Raw genomic sequence first — 16,304 nt, 5'->3', positions numbered from 1 at the left:
TGCTTACCCCTGAATTGATGCGAGTCCGAAACTACACGCTCGCACAGAGCTGGCAAGGCGCGGCCGCCATTCTTGCGATGCCGCGGCGCTTATCGCTTCGGCGCTTCGAAAAGCTCGATAGGGTTTCCGGCCGGGTCTTCCAGCAGGATCTGCTTGCCGCCGATGCCCTGGACTATGTCGTTGCGAAAATGCGCGCCCGCCTGGCGCAGCTTGGTGACTTCGGCTTCGAGGTCGGCGACTTCGATCTGGATGCGGTTCCATCCGCCGGGCTCCGGCTTTCGTCCGTCGGGCATTGCCTGGGAGGCGCCGCCCGGTCCGGTCGTGCCGCTGACGAGCAGCCGAAAACCGTCCCTTGTCAGAATGGCGAAGCTCGGGGCCGGGTGAAGCGCGACCGAAAAGCCGAGATGCCGCGTGTAGAATTCCAATGCGGCGTCGACGTCGTCAACAATATAACGCATACTGATGCCGGGCATGATTTCCTCCATCATCTCTTAAGTGGAGCGATCCCGCGCGGCGGTCCAACGGCGCCAGGCGCTCGATCGAAGGCGCGAAGCAACGCTCCGTTATTTGAATCTGCGCCCAATTCCGCAGAAAATCGAATCCGATCTTCCAGACTATGCGTCGATTGCGTCCTGTCGGGAACAACGGCTGTTTACCGGGATATATAAGATTAAACTGAAATATTAATTTCACCCCGCAGGCATCGGAATCCATTACCAAAGTTTAATTTAAGTTTCAGTTTCGGTTCATCTTTTCGGGCCTAGTTTGCTCCTGTGCCCAACATGAGGAACCCCACATGAAAAAGCTCTTCGCACCCCTTCTTTCCGCTTCCTTCCTTCTCTCGCCGATCATCGCCTACCAAGCCAGCGCGGATGATTTGCGTCGCCCGCCTGTCGTCGTCCAGAAGAAGGTGATCGTCAAGAAGACCGTCGTGCGGCCGCATTGGAAGAAGGGATATCGTGTCAACGCCCGCGAACGTCGCCAGTTTCGCGACGTCAACGACTACCGCCGCTACCGCCTGGCGCCCCCGCCCCGCGGCTATCGCTGGGTCCGCGCCGACAACGATTTCCTGCTGATCGGCGTTACCAGCGGGGTGATCTCCAGTATTGTCGTCGGACGCTGATTGGCGCGGCTTCGGCCGCCTTTTCGGCGCAACGGCACTATCTGTTCCGCGATGACCCTGAGCAATCCCCTGGCTTTTCGCGGCGTCTCATCGACAACGTCATGCGTCAACGGATGCAGCCCCTCGATCGGCGGCAATGGATCGCATTCCTCGCAGACGCAGCGATAGCGTTTGATCGCTGTCGCCTTCATGCCGCCTGCCGGCTCCAGCTGGTGAAGGGGTCGGGCAGGTTGCGCCAGTGTTCGGGTGTGAAGGCATCGCTTTGCACCAGACAGGCGTCGAGTTCGCTCCTGATCCAAGCCTCGTCCATCGGGTCGGCGCCGATGAAGACGATTTCCTGGCGGCGGTCGCCCCAGACGGGGTCGAGATAGGGGCCGATGGCACGGAGGAAGCCGGGTTCCTCCGGCCATTGTTCGCGCGGCACGGAAGCCCACCACAGGCCCATCATGGAGGTGCGGACGATCGCGCCCGCCTGGCTGACCTCGCCGACATGGTGCGGCCGCGTCGCCAGCCAGAAGAAGCCTTTGGCGCGCACCACGCCCGGCCATGTCCTGTCGAGAAAGGCCTGCAATTTTGCCGGATGGAAGGGCCGCTTCTCGCGATAGACGAAGGAGCGAATGCCGTATTCTTCGGTCTCCGGCACGTGATCCCTGAAGCCGTGCAGTTCCTTGTACCAGAGCGGATGGGTCTCGGCCCTCCCGATGTCGAAACGGCCGGTGCCGAGCACCTCCTTCAGCGCAACCTTACCGAAATCCGCCTCGATCAGTTTGGCATCCGGATTGAGGCCGACGATGATCTTGCGCGCGGCGTCGCGGGCTTCTTCGCTTGCCGTGCCGATCTTGTTCAGCACCACGACATCGGCAAATTCGATCTGTTCGACCAGCAGGTCGACGATCGTCCTGTTGTCGCCGTCGCCTGCGGTTTCGCCGCGGTCGGCGAGAAAATCGGCCGAGGCGTAATTGGCGAGCAGATTGGCGGCGTCGACCACGGTCACCATCGTGTCCAGCCTTGCGACGTCGGAAAGGCTCCGACCATTCTCGTCGCGGAATTCGAAGGTGGTGGCGACGGGCAGGGGCTCGGCGATGCCTGTGGATTCGATCAGCAGGTAATCGAAGCGGCCCTGATCGGCGAGATCGCGCACCGCCTTCAACAGGTCGTCGCGCAGCGTGCAGCAGATGCAGCCATTGGTCATCTCGACCAACTCTTCCTCGGTGTGCGAGAGATTGGCGCCGCCATCGCGCACCAGTGCGGCGTCGATGTTGACCTCGCTCATATCGTTGACGATGACGGCGACGCACAGGCCCTCGCGATTGGCGAGCACATGGTTGAGCAGCGTCGTCTTGCCGGCGCCGAGAAAGCCGGAGAGCACCGTGACCGGAAGTCTGTTGTCCATGGGAGCCTCATTGATGTTAATGTTATATCATTACATAATTGATGCCGAAAAAAGGCGGAACGGGGTCATCCGCCTCTTTCCGCCTCAGCTCTTTCCAGGGCGTCGCATGAAGATCATGCGCTGGAAAGGCAGCCCTTCATGCTATCGGCAATGCCGCGCATGAGGGTGAAGTAGAGATCGGGGCCGGCCTTGAGCGTCGCCGCTTCCGGGTCGAGCACGCCTGATTTGGCGCTCGTGCCCTCGATGACGACCTTGACGAGGCGCGGCTCGAATTGCGGCTCGGCAAAGACGCAGGTTGCGCCGAGTTCGCCGACCTTGCGGTGGATTTCCGAGACGCGCTCGGCGCCGGGAATGGTTTCCGGGCTGACGGTGATCGAACCGGCGACGCGGATGCCGTAGCGGTGCTCGAAATACTGGTAGGCGTCGTGGAAGACGACGAAGGGCTTGTCCTTGATGGGCGCGACGGTGTTAGCGATCTCCTTGTCCAGCGCCGTCAGCTTGTCATCAAGCGCCTTAGAATTGGCCTGATAGGTCAGCGCATTGGCGGGATCGGCGGCGACCAGCGTGGTAGTGATGACAGTGGCCATCGCCTTCGCATTCATGGGATCAAGCCAGAGATGCGTATCGAAGGCGCCATGGCCGTGTTCATGTTCTTCGTGATCCTCATCATGCGCGTGGCCATCGTCATGTCCGGGCTCAGCCGCATGATCGTGACCATGGTCATCTCCGGAGGCATTTTCATGGTCCCCGTCGTCATGTGGCTCGAAGGCGCCGCCTTCGCGGAAGGGCAGCTTGGTCAGGCCTGGCGCATTGTCGAGTTCGACGACGCTGGCGTTCGAGCCCAAAGCTTCGAGCGGCTTTTCGAGAAAAGCCTCCAGGTTCGGGCCGACCCAAAAGATGACCTTGGCCTCCTGTAGCGACCGCGCGTTCGAAGGCTTCATGCTGTAGGTGTGCGGAGAGGAGGCGCCATCGACGATCAGCTCCGGCTCGCCCACGCCCTCCATAATTGCCGCAACCAGCGAATGGATCGGCTTGATCGAGGTGACGACGACGGGCGCATCGGCTGCCTGCATCGTGCCGGCAAAGAGCAAGGCGGGCATCGCAAGGGCCGGGATGGCGAGCGTAGCCGGAATTCTGAGGGCCAGGCTGTGCAGGGTAGGCCCCAAGGCGCGTTTCATCATATGCTCCGCTTGAATTGTAAGTGTTATGTTATTACATCAATTGCGTTATGCTATAACGTGTGCAATAGCAGGATGCAACAGCGCTTTCGGAAAATTTGATGCTCTCTCCCGCAAATACCAAGGGCGAACGGCTGGTTTCGCTCGAAGATGTCGGCGTTCTGCGCGGCGGCCGCTGGCTGGTGCGCGGCGTCGAATTTTCCGTTTCGCGCGGCGAGATCGTCACGCTGATCGGTCCGAACGGCTCGGGCAAATCGACGAGCGCCAAGGCGGCGATCGGCGTGCTGAAGCCCGACGAGGGAAGGGTCGAGCGTCTCTCCGGCCTCAAGGTCGGCTATGTCCCGCAGAAGCTTTCGATCGACTGGACGCTGCCGCTGACGGTGCGCCGGCTGATGACGCTGACCGGGCCGCTGCCGGAGCGCGATATGCAGGCGGCGCTCGAAGCCGCCGGCATTGCCCATATGATCGGCGCCGAGGTGCAGCATCTTTCCGGCGGAGAGTTCCAGCGGGCGCTGATGGCCCGGGCAATTGCTCGCAAGCCTGACCTGCTGGTGCTTGACGAGCCGGTGCAGGGAGTGGATTTCTCGGGCGAGATCGCGCTTTACGATCTGATCAAATCGATCCGCAATGCCAGCGGTTGTGGCATCCTGCTCATCTCGCACGATCTCCATGTCGTCATGGCCGAGACCGATACGGTGATCTGCCTCAACGGCCATGTCTGCTGCCGCGGCACGCCCGAGGCCGTCAGCCGCAGCCCGGAATATGTACGCCTGTTCGGCAGCCGGGCGGCCCAGACGCTCGCCGTCTACAGCCATCACCACGATCATACGCACCTGCCGGATGGGCGCGTGCTGCATGCGGACGGCTCCGTGACGGATCATTGCCATCCCGAAGATGGACATCACCCGCATGAGCACGCTCATGATTCCCATGAGCATGCACATGGCCAAGATCATGGGCATGCGCACGCTCATGACGATCATCATGGGCACGATCATGCTCATGAACACGCCCATTCCCGCAGCGGGGAGGGCCGCCATGCTTGACGATTTCTTCGTGCGCGCCATCCTTGCCGGCATCGGGCTGGCGCTGACGACCGGGCCGCTCGGCTGCTTCATCATCTGGCGGCGCATGGCTTATTTCGGCGATACGATCGCCCATTCGGCGCTGCTCGGCGTCGCATTGTCGCTGCTGTTCGAACTCAACTTGACGCTGGCGGTCTTCGCCGTCGCCGCGCTCGTCTCGGTGCTGCTGCTCTTCCTGCAGAAGCGCCAGGCGCTGTCGGCCGATGCGCTGCTCGGCATCCTCTCGCATGCGACGCTCGCGATCGGCCTCGTCATGGTCGCCTTCATGAGCTGGGTCAGGATTGATCTCATCGCATTCCTGTTCGGCGATATCCTGGCCGTGTCCACCACCGATATTGCGCTGATCTGGGGCGGCGGGCTGTTCGTGCTGGCGGCGATCGCCTGGCTGTGGCGCCCCCTCTTGGCTGCCACCGTCAATGCCGAGCTTGCCGAGGCCGAGGGGCTGAGACCCGAGCGGGCGCGGCTGTTCTTCATGCTGCTGATGGCCGTCGTCATTGCCATTGCCATGAAGATCGTCGGCATCATGCTGATCACTTCGCTGCTGATCATTCCGGCGGCGGCCGCACGGCGCTTCTCGGTCACGCCGGAAATCATGGCTGTGCTCGCCTCGCTGATCGGAGCGGCCGCCGTCGTCGGCGGGCTGTTCGGCTCGCTGACCTACGACACGCCGTCCGGCCCCTCAATCGTCGTCGCGGCGCTGATCCTCTTCATTCTCAGCCTGCTTCCCGTCAGGCGCCGCGCGCTTGCGCAAGGACAAGGCTCATGACAACACCGCAACTCACCAAGAACCAGTCGCTGGTCTTCGAGGTGCTTGAGAAGGCCGAGGGGCCGCTCAGCGCCTATACCATCCTCGACAAGCTGCGCGACCATGGTTTTCGCGCGCCGCTGCAGGTCTACCGGGCGCTGGAGAAACTGCTCGAATATGGCGTCGTGCACCGGCTCGAAAGCATCAATTCCTTCGTCGCCTGCGCCCATCCGGGCGACAATTGCCACAGCCACGGCATCGTCGCCTTTGCCATCTGCGAAAGCTGCGGCCAGGTGATGGAATTCCATGACCACGAGGTCGACCACCGGCTGATGAGCTGGGTGCGTGGGCAGAAGTTCAAGCCGGAGAAGACCACGATCGAGATCCGCGGGTTGTGCGAGGCCTGCGCGGCGTAAGACGGGAAACCGTTCCGTTGCCAACGATAGGGCGATCAAAAAGATAAGGCCGGCAAACCGGCCCTCCACTTGTTGACCACCTTTTTCCGTCCGAGTCATCCTCGCGCTAGCTTTCGCTAGCTTCGAGGATCTGCCTCGTGTCGACCGTACGGAGATGCTCGCGACAAGCGCGAGCATCAGGAAAAAAGGGTTCGCCCGCTCTGCCGGCCAGCCGAGTGGCGCGGGCAAACCGCCTCAATCGTTCCGATCAGTTTTTGCCGGAACCGCCCTTGCCGGCGCCGTCATTGCCGCTGCTGCCCGCGCCGTCGTTGCTGCCCTTGCCGGCACCATCATTGCCGCTGCTGCCCGCACCGTCGTTGCCGCCCTTGCCGGCGCCGTCATGGCCGCTGCTGCCCGCGCCGTCGTTGCTGCCCTTACCGGCACCATCATTGCCGCTGCTGCCCGCGCCGTCGTTGCCGCTCTTGCCGACACTGTCATTGCCGCTGCTGCCCGCGCCGTCGTTGCCGCTCTTGCCGGCATCGCCATTGCCGCTGCTGCTCGCGCCGTCGTTGCCGCTCTTGTCGGCATCGCCGTTGCCGCCGCTGCTCGCGCCGTCGTTGCCGCCCTTGCCGGCATCGCCATTGCCGCTGCTGCCCGTGCCGTCGTTGCCGCCCTTGCCATGGCCGTGATCTTCCTCGCCCTTGCCGCCCTTGTCGCCCTTGTCGCCCTTGTCGCCCTTGTCGCCCTTGTCGCCCTTGCCGCCCTTGTCGCCCTTGTCGCCCTTGCCGCCCTTGTCGCCCTTGTCGCCCTTGTCGCCCTTGTCGCCCTTGTCGCCCTTGTCGCCCTTGTCGCCCTTGCCGCCCTTGCCGCCCTTGCCGCCCTTGTCGCCCTTGCCGCCCTTGTCGCCCTTGTCGCCCTTGCCGCCCTTGTCGCCCTTGCCGCCCTTGCCGCCCTTGTCGCCCTTGTCGCCCTTGTCGCCCTTGTCACCCTTGCCGCCGCTGCCGCCCTGGTCACCGCTGCCGCCCTGGTCACCGCTGCCGCCCTGGTCACCGCTGCCGCCCTGGTCACCGCTGCCGCCCTGGTCGCCGCTGCCGCCCTGGTCGCCGCTGCCGCCTTGATCGCCGCTGCCGCCTTGATCGCCGCTGCCGCCCTGGTCACCGCCGCCGCCCTGGTCGCCGCTGCCGCCTTGATCGCCGCTGCCGCCCTGGTCGCCGCTGCCGCCCTGGTCGCCGCCGCCGCCCTGGTCACCGTTGCCGCCTTGATCGCCGCCGCCGCCCTGGTCACCGCTGCCGCCTTGATCGCCGCTGCCGCCCTGGTCGCCGCTGCCGCCCTGATCACCGCTGCCGCCATTTTGGCCGACGTCTTTGCTGTCCCCGTCATCGCCACCGTTGCCATTGCTGGCGTGCGAGCTGGCGCTGGATGTCTTCTTGCCACCCGCGTCGTGACTGCTGCGATCCTTATCGTTCGGACCAAACTTGCTGTCGGTCTGTATTGCCCGCGTGGGCATGCACAGCCTGTATTCGAGGGTGCCGCGGACTGCGGCCTTGCAATTAACAACTGTGGGGGCTGCCGTTGCCAAGCTGCTGCTTGCCAGAAGGGACGCCACAGCGAGGCTGAATTTTGCTGCTCTGCCGATCATTTCACTCGTCTCCCAAGGTTAATTAACCGTTAATTGGAAGAACGTTTATACTAACAAGGGATTAATATGAAGAATAAACAATGGTTAATCTGTTCCAATCATCAAATACAGTTAAATTCACAAGTATAAAATTTTAATAAATTTTTATACTGGCTGTGTTATTCTCCCGTGACGAACAGAGGGAATCGGCCATGAAGCGTCTCCTTTCTCTTGCGGTATTTTTGGTGATTGTTCCGCATTTTCAGGCAGTTGCGGGATCGTCGCTGCCCGTGACGCGAAGCATCGGCGCACCGGTGGGATTCGCTGCGGCCTGCGCCAAGTACAAGTGGCTGTGCGGCAGGACGGTGGCGCAACAGTTGGACGAGCAGGCGGGAATAGCGCTTCTTCAAAAGGTCAATCGTGCCGTAAACGGACGTATCGTTTCAGCGGAAGATCGCTCGTCATCCGGAAATGGGGATGTCTGGTCACTGCCAGTTGCCGGCCGTGGCGACTGCGAGGATTATGCGCTGCAGAAGATGAAGGACTTGATCGAGGCGGGTTTTCCATCGAACAGGCTGGCGCTTTCCGTGGTGATCGGACCGCATGATCAGAACCACGTCGTTCTGATTGCCCGCACGGCCGGCGGCGATTATGTGCTCGACAATCTGACCAGCGTCGTGAAGCCCTGGCGCACGACGGGTTACACGTTTCTGGCCACCCAGGATTTCCAGTCGCGCACCGGCTGGCGCGTGACGCTTGCCGGTCCCCGCGCCGGCGAGTTCTCCTGAGCTGAAAGCCGCAGCGCGGCGCGCTCGTTGCCGCTGCCGAATGCTTCAGCCGCGCAAGGAATTCGTCTGTGACCAAAACCGAACTTGCCGATCTCTACCGAGGCTACATCGCCTGCCTGAATCGGCAGGACTGGCCCGATCTCGGCCAGTTCGTCGACGAGGATGCGGTCCATAATGGCCGACGGCTTGGGCTTGCGGGCTACGTCGCCATGCTGGTGCGGGATTTCGATCTGATTCCCGATCTTTCTTTCAATGTGCGGATGCTTCTTATAGATCCGCCTTACGTTGCCTGCCGGCTTGGCTTCGACTGTTCGCCGAAAGGAAAATTTCTCGGGCTCGATGTGAACGGCAGGCGCCTTTCCTTCACCGAAAACGTGATCTACGAATTTCGCGGCGGAAAAATCATCGAGGTCTGGTCGGTCATCGACAAGGCGGCGATCGAGGCTCAGCTTGTGGACGGGCTGTGACACGGCGGAGCGGGACTTCGTCAGAGGATGGCGACGCGCTCGCCGAAAGGCGTATCCTTGTCGAAATGCGGGTGCCGATCCGCTCGCTTTCACCGGACAGGAGCGGCTGTTCCGCTGCTTCCCCGGCCTCTTCTCCTTCGCCCGATCGCGCATGCCCATGCCGCTTTCCATGCTGCTCCTCGTCGACGAGCAGATCCGGATGCGGAATGAGAGTGCCCGCACCATTCGTCTCCGCAGTCCCTTCGATGCCTGCTGATCGGCCGAGATCTGCGACTGGCGGGCGGCAACCCAGGCATTGTCTGGTTCCGAGCCGATCGAGGTGCTGATGCCGACCTTGGTGGGCTCGGACGCAGCTGTGGAGGAGATGCTGCCGATCCAGGATTTCAAATATTGGGCGTCAGCGGGAAAACGCAAGGCGGCATGGCTGCCCTCTGGAAAAGGCGGAATCAGGTGCAAAGGCGGGAAATTCGACGATGGATTGCATGGCCGGCAAGCTGCCTGGCGCATGCAAGATGTAAGAATCAGAAACACTTTGTGACTAAGCTACTACAAAAGCTGCACTTTTCGGCTTGCGAGGCAAGTAGAGATGACGGATATTGCTCTCATGTTGAGGACGCTCTCATGATCCGAATGATAGAAGACCCTGCCGAACTGGCTGGCGAAGACATCACTGGCAAATATATTCTCCGGAAGCTGAACTATCATTGGTTCGCTTACGGCAAGGCGGCCATCGTGACCGCCTGTAAAGGCACGATCCTCCATCTCGATCGGGAGGAAACGGTCTATTCCGAGCGCTGGGGCCGTCGCGCCTATACAGGGACCGGTAAGCGTTATCCCGGCGGCATCTGTCCCATTTCGGCGGTCGCCTGTGTTTGCGATACCCCCGATGACGTCAATGCCGTCATTCAGCTGGATGTCGAAGCGCAGGACGAGTTCTATCAGCTGATCGCCAAGACCGAAGCCAGGGTCCGAGCGCTTGCCGCTTCGTCGGGAGAGAACCAGTTTCTGGAAGCGGCCGAATAGGCGTTTTTCAACAATATCCAACACTGCCGCAACGGCAGTCTCCGGCCACGCAACTGCGGAAACAATGACGTCTGTTATCGGAGGCGGTTTCATTTGCCGCTTTGCCACGGGTTGTTGCGCGCGTTTCACTTCCTAAATCAGGCGTAGGACTGTCGGATTTTTGCCGCCGCTGCAGACAGCAGAAGGCGCTTGCCCGGTGGAGCGGAAAACGGTCATGACGCAGGAACACAGCCAGCTGCGTCGCTCGTTTGCGGCGGCGCCGTCGCTCGGATCGCTCGCGATAACCGTCGCGGTGATGGTTGCCGCACTGTTCTGGCCCGCCGGCACGTTCGCCTGGCCGCGCGGCTGGATCTTTCTCGGCCTCTTCCTGGCGCTGACAGCAATCGCGCTCGTCTGGATCTCGCGGACGAATTCGGAGTTGTTCGCGGCGCGCAGCCGATATCAGAAGGGAACCAAGCGCTGGGATGCCGTGGTCGCGACGCTGACGATCATTCTCTTTGCTGCCATTCTTCCGATCGGCGCGTTCGACGACGGCCGTTTCCACTGGGCGCCGCAACCCTGGTGGGTCGTTGTCCTCGGTTATCTCGTGATGGGCGCGGGCTATCTCGGCCTCACCTGGGCACAATCGCTCAACCGGCATTTCGAGCCGACGGTGCGCATCCAGACCGACCGCGACCACAAGGTGATCGACGGTGGGCCCTATGCCGTGATCCGCCACCCCGGCTATGCAACCGCCATTTTGCTTGCCGCCGGAACGGCGCTGTCACTCGGGTTGCTCTATGCGTTGATCCCCGTCGGGCTGCTCGTCGTCGTGCTCTTTGGCCGGACGCTGGGAGAGGAGGCGGAGTTGCGCAAAGGGCTTAAAGGATATGCGGAGTATATGGAACGGGTGCGCTGGCGCTGGATTCCGGGTGTTTGGTAAGCGATTGGAAGCGCCTGTCACCCGCCTCGGCCTTCGAAGCTCCGGCCCTTAGTCTGCGCATCCTAGGATGAGGGTTGTATGCCGTGTGGCTGGGCCGAGGTTGCCAGCCGGCGCTTCGAAGGACGAGGGCGCCACGGCCACCGCCAATCACCCAATCGCCCTGAGATCCCGCGCAAACCGCTGCCAATTCGCTACATAATTTTCCGCCGAACGGCGGATACCCTCGACAGCCTTCTCATCCAACACCCGCACCACACGGGCCGGCGTGCCGACGATCAGGGAATTGTCGGGGAATTCCTTGCCCTCCGTCACCAGCGCACTGGCGCCGACGAGGCAGTTGTTGCCGATCCTGGCGCCGTTAAGAATGGTCGCGCCCATGCCGATCAGCACGTTGTCGCCGAGCGTGCAGCCGTGGAGGATGGCGCGGTGGCCGATGGTGCAGCCCTTGCCCGTCGTCAGCGGAAAGCCCATGTCGGTATGGGCCATGACGCCTTCCTGGATGTTGGTGCCGGCGCCGATCGTGATCCTCTCATTGTCGCCGCGCAGCACCGATCCGAACCAGATGCCGACATTCTCGCCGAGCTCGATATCGCCGATCACATGCGCATCCGGCGCGATCCAGTGAAGGCCGGCGGGCGGCAGTTTCGGCGTCAGGCCGCCAAGCGCGTAGACGGGCATGGACCTCTCCTCAGACGATGTCGACCGACAGCTTTGCGACGCCGTCGATGCCGCAGGTGATCCGGTCCCCTCTGGCAACCGCGCCGACGCCGGCCGGCGTGCCGGTCATGATCACGTCTCCGGCCGCCAGCACGAAGAGCTTCGACAGTTCGGCGATGATCTCCGGCACCTTCCAGATCATCTGGTTGAGGTCGCCGTCCTGCACGCGCCTGCCGTTCTGCTCCAGCCAGATCCGGCCGTCGGCGGGATGGCCGAGACGGCTTGCCGGAACGATCGCCGAGACAGGGGCGGAATGTTCGAAGGCTTTGGCGAGCTCCCAGGGGCGGCCGAGCTTCTTGGCCTCGCCCTGCAGGTCGCGGCGGGTGAAATCGATGCCGACGGCATAGCCGTAGACGCAGTCAAGTGCATTCTCGGCCTGGATGTTCGCGCCGCCCGATTTCAGCGCCAGCACGCATTCCACCTCGTAATGCACGTCGTTCGACAGCGGCGGATAGGGAAAGGCATTGCCGGGCGGCAGCAGATTATCGGCGTTCTTCTGGAAGAAGAAGGGCGGTTCGCGGCTGGGATCATGACCCATCTCGATCGCATGGTCGGCATAATTGCGCCCGACGCAATAGACGCGGCGCACCGGGAAACGCTCGTCGCTGCCTTCGACCGGCAGCAAAACCGATGCGGGACGCGGAATGACGGTGGCGGGATGGGGCATGGCGGGCCTTCCTGTTCAACGAGTCTTTGGGCGCATCTTAGACGGAAAACAGTGCGGCGGGGAAGCGTGCTTGGCGGATTGACGCTGTTGCCGGCGGGCGATAACTTGCGTCCATGAGCAGGATTTTCGCAGTCTCCACGATGTCTACGACCACCGTTTGGCGGTGGGTGGCAGACGCGTGAACTGAATTCCGTTCATTGCAGAAGACACCAACCCGCCGGAAACGAGCGGGTTTTTTGTTGCCGCTCGTCTCCCGCATTCGAGGACGAGAACGTGGACGATATCCAGAAACAGATTCTTGCCGAGCGGGCGCGCGCCGCCGCCTGCCGCTCTCTCGCCAGCCGCTATGCCGGGGCCGCCTTCGCCTATGTTTCCGGATCCATCATGCGCGGCGAGGGGGCTGCCTTTTCGGACATTGATCTCGTCGTCGTGTTTTCGTCGCTCGGCAGAGCCTGGCGGGAATCCTTCACTGAAAACGGTTTTCCGGTCGAAGCCTTCGTCCATGATCCGCAGACGCTGGCGCATTATCTCCATCAAGACGCGGAGAGCGGCTGTCCTGTCATGGTCAATATGGTTGCGACAGGCAGCATTATCGGACCCGATGTCGAGCGTGGGCGCCTCATCCAGGCGAAGGCGGCGGGCGTTCTTGCCGCGGGGCCGAAGCCTCTCGATGGCCCGAGCTACGATATGCTGCGCTATCAAGTCACTGATCTCGCCGACGACCTGCGCGGCGACCGACCGCCTGAAGAAATCGCTGCCATCGCGGCGGCTCTCTACCAGAAGGTCGCCGATATGATGTTGCTTGGGCGCGGCGCATGGACCGGCCGCGGCAAGTGGGCGCCGCGGCTCATGATGAAGCTCGATGCGGAACTGGCCGCGGAATTCGATGCCGCGTTCAGGCTGGCGGTGCAGGGTGACGGCGCCTGGCTCCTGGCTCTCGCCGATCGGGAACTTGCCCTGCATGGCGGGCGCTTCTTCGACGGCTTCAAGCAGGAGGCTCCGGTGGAGGCGCGGCGGCTGGAATAGGTGCGAGTGGTCGATAGAGCCTCACCCTGATGTGCCCCGTGAGGGGCCTCGAAGGGCAAGGCGGGTGCGCCGGCATCGGATGTAGGCAAGGAGCAGCGGTGGAGCGCGTCCTTCGAGGCTCCGGCCTTTGGCCTGCGGGCCCAGGATGAGGGATGTTGGAGGATGCCGCGTTCCAACGAGAGGGGAGGAGCATGGGCGAGAACGTCGCTCCAAACTCCCTTGCCTGTCACAGGAATCCAGCCGCGGGCGAGTGCGCTGTCGCCACCACTCGCTGCCTGCCGTATCCTAACCAAGCCCACCTTGCTCCGCGCAAATCCTGTCAATCAGCCCATCGAGTTCATCCCTCGGCGGCCGGCCCTTAGCAAGGCGCTGCCTGAGGTGCATGATCGAGTCTGCCAGGATTTCATCCAGGCTCTCGGCGCAGGCGAAATCGCCCGCCACGCGCTTGACCTTGGAATTATCGAAAATGGCCGTCCAGGCCTTGTCGCCGAGGAGCGGGCCGATCCATTCCGGATTGTACTTGATCAGCGTGTCCGTCGGCACGTGGACGATCTTGGCTTCCACGCCCAGCAATCTTGCGATGGTCTTCTGGATATCGTTCCAGAGGTGCGCACGATCGGAGGTGATGTGAAAAATCTCTTTTAGCGCCGCCTCTTTGCCGAAAAGGCCGACGAAAGGCACGGCGAAATCGACCGAGCGGGTGAGCGTCCAGGGCGTGTGGCCGTCGCCTGCCACGATGATGGGGTCGCCGTCCAGCATGCGTCTTGCCATGATATCGCTGTCGCCCATCATGATCGGCAGGCCGGTGCGGACGGTGTGGCTGGGGCGGACGATCGTCCAGGCGAGGTTATCGGACTTCTTGAGCAGTTCCTCGCATGCGATCTTGGCCTGGCTGTATGGCCAGTAGGGATTGATCGCCGGCGTCTCCTCGGTGATCACGTAGTGGCGCGGGGGTTTTTCGTAGACCGAAGCCGAGGAGATGAAGATGTACTGGCCGCAATTGCCCGAGAAGATCTCGATATCACGCGCGACCTGATCCGGCGTGAAGGCGATGAACTGGCAGACGACATCATAATTGGTCCTGGCGAGATCGGCGTAAGCGCTCGACCCCAATTCGCCGACGATCGAGGTGACACCGGCGGGCAGGGCGGCGTCTCTCAAGCCGCGATTGTAGACGCTGACATCGTGGCCTGCGGCAACGGCGCGTTCGACGCAAGGATAGGAAATTTGGCCGGTGCCGCCAATGAAGAGAACTTTCAAAGCCATGGGAGTGACCTCGGAGGCTGGGCGCGGGACTGTGATTGCCCTTCATAGCGCGAAAGAATGTCATCGTCTTCCGCAAATCTCTTGCATCGCCGAGATCATGAGTGCGTCGTGCCCGGCTTCCAGCGGCGGCAAGCCTACCGCCGCAAGAGCCGGATAGTGCCTATGCGTGCGCCCTGCGATAGGCCGCGACGGCAAGCCAGATCGAGGAGAGCAGGAAGTAGAATGCGCCGAAACCCGCATAAGGCACGATATCGAGGATCGTCGGCGGGGCCGTGCCGAGCGATCGGCCGATCATGAAGCCGCCGGCCAGGGCGGATTGCGCGCCACTCAGGATCATCACCCATTGGGCGCCTTCAGTGCGCCAGCGCCTCACACCAGTATAGAGCTGCAATAGGCCTGAGAGGATCGCCCAGGCCCCGAAAACGGCGAGGACGGCATGGGTGCTCTTACCAAGCGCAATACTGACGGCGAGCGCGGTGACCGTGCTGACCACGACATTCAGCGTCTGCGACGAATTGGTCCGCAGGCCGCCATTGACCCGGGCGTCGAGCAGATTGGCGAGCGCATCCCACAGGGGATAGATCACCAGCAGAAAGGCCGCCACGCCAGGCTGGCCGGCAAAGACAATGGCGGCGGCAATCCAGAGGACCGAGAATGCGGCGCGGAAGAAATAGTAGGATCGCAACCAGTCGGACTGGTTCGAAGATTCGGTTTGCATGAGCAGGCTCCGTTTTTGTCTACCTACTAGTAGGAAGGCTGCAAAGTGGAGTCAATGCGGATTCCGTACACCTTGTTGTGAAGGGAAACGGAGCACTAGGTGCTTGACAATCTCCCTACCAGAAGGTAGGCGACTGCATGAAATCAATGGCTTCGACATCGGATAAGATCCTCGATATTGCCCAGTCGCTCATCGTGGCGGGCGGCTATAACGGCTTCAGCTATGCTGACATTGCGGATGCGATCGGCATTCGTAAGGCGAGCATCCACCATCATTTTCCGACAAAGGCCGAGCTGGTCTCTGTGCTGGTGGATCGTTACACCAGGCAGGCGGCGGCGGGCTTGCAGTCGCTGCGCGAGCAGGCGGCAAGCCCTGCCGATCAGCTGCAGTTCTACATCGACTATTGGCGTTCCTGCATCGAGAACGCCGCGCAGCCCTTCTGCGTCTGCGCCATGCTTGCCGGCGAAATGCAGATGCTGCCCGACGAGGTGGCATCACGCGTGCGCGCCCACTTCCGAAATCTGGCGGCATGGCTGACCTCGGTGCTGGAGGCCGGCGTCGAGCAGGGGCTGTTCCGGCTGGACAGGCCGGAACAGCAGGCCCAGATGCTGATGGCTTCCGTCCATGGGGCGATGCTATCGGCGCGGGCTCTCGGCGACCCCGGATTGTTCATCGCGGTGGTTGGACCTGAGGTCGCGAAGTTGCGGGTCGTTACTCCTTAAGGCGCCGCCGTCAAGGGGGCATGCGACTAGAACGAGGCCGGGATCGGAGTGATCGAATGGGAACAAAAATGGCTGCGTTTGTCTTTTCTTGCTCAGTCTCATGGGCGGTTCGCGCAATAGCAGAAACTGTTCAATTGCAGGTCGCGCGGAGAAGTGATTGCGCGGTCAAGCCAAGAGAATCGAATCCGGCTGACCCTTACTTCCGACGGCTCCCGAAATTTGTCCGAATTTACCGCGCGTCATGTCAGCAAGGACATAGATGTGTTGATTGACCATAATGTTGTTTCATCGCCGCACCTAAATGACCCGCTTCTGTTTTCTGGACGGCAGCTTCAGATCGAAATCCCAGCAAAAACATCGGGTGCCGAAAACACGCTGGCCATCAAAAAGCTGGTTTCCGGAAAGGCGATCCTTGAGCTCCGGTCTGGTGGCTCCGAATAGATAGCCGTCC

20 protein-coding genes and 1 pseudogene are annotated in these 16,304 nt (G+C 61.9%); 12 read left to right on the top strand and 9 right to left on the bottom strand.

Annotated elements, in window-relative coordinates:
- Positions 1 to 89 precede the first annotated feature (89 nt).
- Entirely contained in the window at positions 90 to 473 is a 384-nt protein-coding gene (locus Tal182_RS14640) for a VOC family protein (RefSeq protein ID WP_085860948.1), read from the bottom strand.
- Positions 474 to 796: 323 nt separating this feature from the next.
- Here Tal182_RS14640 and Tal182_RS14635 point away from each other — a divergent pair, with 323 nt between their 5' ends.
- A complete protein-coding gene (locus tag Tal182_RS14635) occupies positions 797 to 1,123 on the top strand; it encodes an RcnB family protein (RefSeq protein WP_085859878.1) in 327 nt (108 codons plus the stop codon).
- 187 nt (positions 1,124 to 1,310) lie between these two features.
- Here the strand turns inward: Tal182_RS14635 and Tal182_RS14625 are convergent, their stop codons facing one another.
- Together Tal182_RS14625 and znuA are read right to left on the bottom strand one after the other, a co-directional pair.
- Positions 1,311 to 2,516, bottom strand: coding sequence for a GTP-binding protein (locus Tal182_RS14625; RefSeq protein ID WP_085859877.1), 1,206 nt, complete (start codon positions 2,514 to 2,516; stop codon positions 1,311 to 1,313).
- Between the two features lie 113 nt (positions 2,517 to 2,629).
- Positions 2,630 to 3,694: a zinc ABC transporter substrate-binding protein ZnuA gene (gene znuA / locus Tal182_RS14620; protein ID WP_085859876.1), complete on the bottom strand. Its 1,065-nt coding sequence runs from the start codon at positions 3,692 to 3,694 to the stop codon at positions 2,630 to 2,632.
- 101 nt (positions 3,695 to 3,795) lie between these two features.
- On the opposite strand from znuA, the gene Tal182_RS14615 reads away from it, so the two are divergent.
- Genes Tal182_RS14615 through Tal182_RS14605 form a run of 3 tightly spaced genes read left to right on the top strand, consistent with a single transcriptional unit; the run spans position 3,796 to position 5,940 of the window.
- Positions 3,796 to 4,740, top strand: coding sequence for a metal ABC transporter ATP-binding protein (locus Tal182_RS14615; protein WP_085859875.1), 945 nt, complete (start codon positions 3,796 to 3,798; stop codon positions 4,738 to 4,740).
- The gene (gene znuB, locus Tal182_RS14610) at positions 4,733 to 5,545 is read left to right on the top strand and encodes a zinc ABC transporter permease subunit ZnuB (RefSeq protein ID WP_085859874.1); all 813 of its coding nucleotides are present in this window, start codon (positions 4,733 to 4,735) and stop codon (positions 5,543 to 5,545) included. Before Tal182_RS14615 ends, znuB begins: the two co-directional genes overlap by 8 nt.
- On the top strand, positions 5,542 to 5,940 hold the full coding sequence (locus tag Tal182_RS14605; protein WP_064803581.1) for a Fur family transcriptional regulator: 399 nt from the start codon (positions 5,542 to 5,544) through the stop codon (positions 5,938 to 5,940). Before znuB ends, Tal182_RS14605 begins: the two co-directional genes overlap by 4 nt.
- 247 nt (positions 5,941 to 6,187) lie before the next feature.
- On the opposite strand, the gene Tal182_RS32765 is transcribed toward Tal182_RS14605, so the two are convergent.
- Positions 6,188 to 7,426 carry a hypothetical protein gene (locus Tal182_RS32765; RefSeq protein ID WP_348628977.1) on the bottom strand — a complete coding sequence of 413 codons (1,239 nt, stop codon included), beginning with the start codon at positions 7,424 to 7,426 and terminating at the stop codon, positions 6,188 to 6,190.
- 323 nt (positions 7,427 to 7,749) lie between these two features.
- Here Tal182_RS32765 and Tal182_RS14595 point away from each other — a divergent pair, with 323 nt between their 5' ends.
- Both Tal182_RS14595 and Tal182_RS14590 read left to right on the top strand, forming a co-directional pair.
- Positions 7,750 to 8,325 carry a transglutaminase-like cysteine peptidase gene (locus Tal182_RS14595; RefSeq protein WP_085859873.1) on the top strand — a complete coding sequence of 192 codons (576 nt, stop codon included), beginning with the start codon at positions 7,750 to 7,752 and terminating at the stop codon, positions 8,323 to 8,325.
- Between the two features lie 68 nt (positions 8,326 to 8,393).
- Complete coding sequence (locus Tal182_RS14590) at positions 8,394 to 8,792, top strand: ester cyclase (RefSeq protein ID WP_064810726.1); 399 nt, start codon at positions 8,394 to 8,396, stop codon at positions 8,790 to 8,792.
- A gap of 20 nt (positions 8,793 to 8,812) precedes the next feature.
- Here the strand turns inward: Tal182_RS14590 and Tal182_RS32760 are convergent.
- Positions 8,813 to 9,179: pseudogene (locus Tal182_RS32760) on the bottom strand (hypothetical protein).
- Between Tal182_RS32760 and Tal182_RS32270 the strand changes: the two are divergent.
- The 3 genes from Tal182_RS32270 (at position 9,088) to Tal182_RS14575 (ending at position 10,737) form a co-directional block, all read left to right on the top strand.
- Positions 9,088 to 9,330, top strand: coding sequence for a hypothetical protein (locus Tal182_RS32270; protein ID WP_164517747.1), 243 nt, complete (start codon positions 9,088 to 9,090; stop codon positions 9,328 to 9,330). The pseudogene Tal182_RS32760 and the gene Tal182_RS32270 overlap by 92 nt on opposite strands.
- Positions 9,331 to 9,413: 83 nt before the next feature.
- A complete protein-coding gene (locus Tal182_RS14580) occupies positions 9,414 to 9,815 on the top strand; it encodes a hypothetical protein (RefSeq protein ID WP_064810724.1) in 402 nt (133 codons plus the stop codon).
- Between the two features lie 214 nt (positions 9,816 to 10,029).
- Positions 10,030 to 10,737 (top strand): isoprenylcysteine carboxylmethyltransferase family protein, encoded by a 708-nt coding sequence (locus Tal182_RS14575; protein WP_085859872.1) that lies wholly within the window; start codon positions 10,030 to 10,032, stop codon positions 10,735 to 10,737.
- 147 nt (positions 10,738 to 10,884) lie between these two features.
- On the opposite strand, the gene Tal182_RS14570 is transcribed toward Tal182_RS14575, so the two are convergent.
- Both Tal182_RS14570 and Tal182_RS14565 read right to left on the bottom strand, forming a co-directional pair.
- On the bottom strand, positions 10,885 to 11,415 hold the full coding sequence (locus Tal182_RS14570) for a gamma carbonic anhydrase family protein (RefSeq protein ID WP_085859871.1): 531 nt from the start codon (positions 11,413 to 11,415) through the stop codon (positions 10,885 to 10,887).
- Between the two features lie 10 nt (positions 11,416 to 11,425).
- Positions 11,426 to 12,121 (bottom strand): fumarylacetoacetate hydrolase family protein, encoded by a 696-nt coding sequence (locus Tal182_RS14565; RefSeq protein WP_064803565.1) that lies wholly within the window; start codon positions 12,119 to 12,121, stop codon positions 11,426 to 11,428.
- Between the two features lie 273 nt (positions 12,122 to 12,394).
- Here Tal182_RS14565 and Tal182_RS14560 point away from each other — a divergent pair, with 273 nt between their 5' ends.
- A complete protein-coding gene (locus tag Tal182_RS14560) occupies positions 12,395 to 13,147 on the top strand; it encodes a nucleotidyltransferase domain-containing protein (protein ID WP_085859870.1) in 753 nt (250 codons plus the stop codon).
- Positions 13,148 to 13,432: 285 nt separating this feature from the next.
- On the opposite strand, the gene Tal182_RS14555 is transcribed toward Tal182_RS14560, so the two are convergent.
- Positions 13,433 to 14,413 carry an SDR family oxidoreductase gene (locus tag Tal182_RS14555; protein WP_085859869.1) on the bottom strand — a complete coding sequence of 327 codons (981 nt, stop codon included), beginning with the start codon at positions 14,411 to 14,413 and terminating at the stop codon, positions 13,433 to 13,435.
- A 160-nt stretch (positions 14,414 to 14,573) separates the two neighbouring features.
- Entirely contained in the window at positions 14,574 to 15,131 is a 558-nt protein-coding gene (locus tag Tal182_RS14550) for a DUF308 domain-containing protein (RefSeq protein WP_085859868.1), read from the bottom strand.
- A 137-nt stretch (positions 15,132 to 15,268) separates the two neighbouring features.
- On the opposite strand from Tal182_RS14550, the gene Tal182_RS14545 reads away from it, so the two are divergent.
- Together Tal182_RS14545 and Tal182_RS32755 are read left to right on the top strand one after the other, a co-directional pair.
- A complete protein-coding gene (locus Tal182_RS14545; RefSeq protein ID WP_064810717.1) occupies positions 15,269 to 15,853 on the top strand; it encodes a TetR/AcrR family transcriptional regulator in 585 nt (194 codons plus the stop codon).
- Positions 15,854 to 16,072: 219 nt separating this feature from the next.
- Complete coding sequence (locus Tal182_RS32755; RefSeq protein ID WP_245344774.1) at positions 16,073 to 16,294, top strand: hypothetical protein; 222 nt, start codon at positions 16,073 to 16,075, stop codon at positions 16,292 to 16,294.
- Positions 16,295 to 16,304: the final 10 nt, after the last annotated feature.

It is taken from the genome of Rhizobium sp. TAL182, from assembly GCF_002117725.1.
Classification (GTDB): domain Bacteria; phylum Pseudomonadota; class Alphaproteobacteria; order Rhizobiales; family Rhizobiaceae; genus Rhizobium; species Rhizobium esperanzae.
This window is presented reverse-complemented; position numbering and strand designations above follow the sequence as displayed.

What these genes read in the sequence shown, in the direction of transcription:
- Tal182_RS14640 (WP_085860948.1), bottom strand. Translation starts at nt 473, where the DNA reads ATGCCCGGCATCAGTATGCGTTATATTGTTGACGACGTCGACGCCGCA.
- Tal182_RS14635 (WP_085859878.1), top strand. Translation starts at nt 797, where the DNA reads ATGAAAAAGCTCTTCGCACCCCTTCTTTCCGCTTCCTTCCTTCTCTCG.
- Tal182_RS14625 (WP_085859877.1), bottom strand. Translation starts at nt 2,516, where the DNA reads ATGGACAACAGACTTCCGGTCACGGTGCTCTCCGGCTTTCTCGGCGCC.
- znuA (WP_085859876.1), bottom strand. Translation starts at nt 3,694, where the DNA reads ATGAAACGCGCCTTGGGGCCTACCCTGCACAGCCTGGCCCTCAGAATT.
- Tal182_RS14615 (WP_085859875.1), top strand. Translation starts at nt 3,796, where the DNA reads ATGCTCTCTCCCGCAAATACCAAGGGCGAACGGCTGGTTTCGCTCGAA.
- znuB (WP_085859874.1), top strand. Translation starts at nt 4,733, where the DNA reads ATGCTTGACGATTTCTTCGTGCGCGCCATCCTTGCCGGCATCGGGCTG.
- Tal182_RS14605 (WP_064803581.1), top strand. Translation starts at nt 5,542, where the DNA reads ATGACAACACCGCAACTCACCAAGAACCAGTCGCTGGTCTTCGAGGTG.
- Tal182_RS32765 (WP_348628977.1), bottom strand. Translation starts at nt 7,426, where the DNA reads ATGCCCACGCGGGCAATACAGACCGACAGCAAGTTTGGTCCGAACGAT.
- Tal182_RS14595 (WP_085859873.1), top strand. Translation starts at nt 7,750, where the DNA reads ATGAAGCGTCTCCTTTCTCTTGCGGTATTTTTGGTGATTGTTCCGCAT.
- Tal182_RS14580 (WP_064810724.1), top strand. Translation starts at nt 9,414, where the DNA reads ATGATCCGAATGATAGAAGACCCTGCCGAACTGGCTGGCGAAGACATC.
- Tal182_RS14575 (WP_085859872.1), top strand. Translation starts at nt 10,030, where the DNA reads ATGACGCAGGAACACAGCCAGCTGCGTCGCTCGTTTGCGGCGGCGCCG.
- Tal182_RS14570 (WP_085859871.1), bottom strand. Translation starts at nt 11,415, where the DNA reads ATGCCCGTCTACGCGCTTGGCGGCCTGACGCCGAAACTGCCGCCCGCC.
- Tal182_RS14565 (WP_064803565.1), bottom strand. Translation starts at nt 12,121, where the DNA reads ATGCCCCATCCCGCCACCGTCATTCCGCGTCCCGCATCGGTTTTGCTG.
- Tal182_RS14555 (WP_085859869.1), bottom strand. Translation starts at nt 14,413, where the DNA reads ATGGCTTTGAAAGTTCTCTTCATTGGCGGCACCGGCCAAATTTCCTAT.
- Tal182_RS14550 (WP_085859868.1), bottom strand. Translation starts at nt 15,131, where the DNA reads ATGCAAACCGAATCTTCGAACCAGTCCGACTGGTTGCGATCCTACTAT.
- Tal182_RS14545 (WP_064810717.1), top strand. Translation starts at nt 15,269, where the DNA reads ATGAAATCAATGGCTTCGACATCGGATAAGATCCTCGATATTGCCCAG.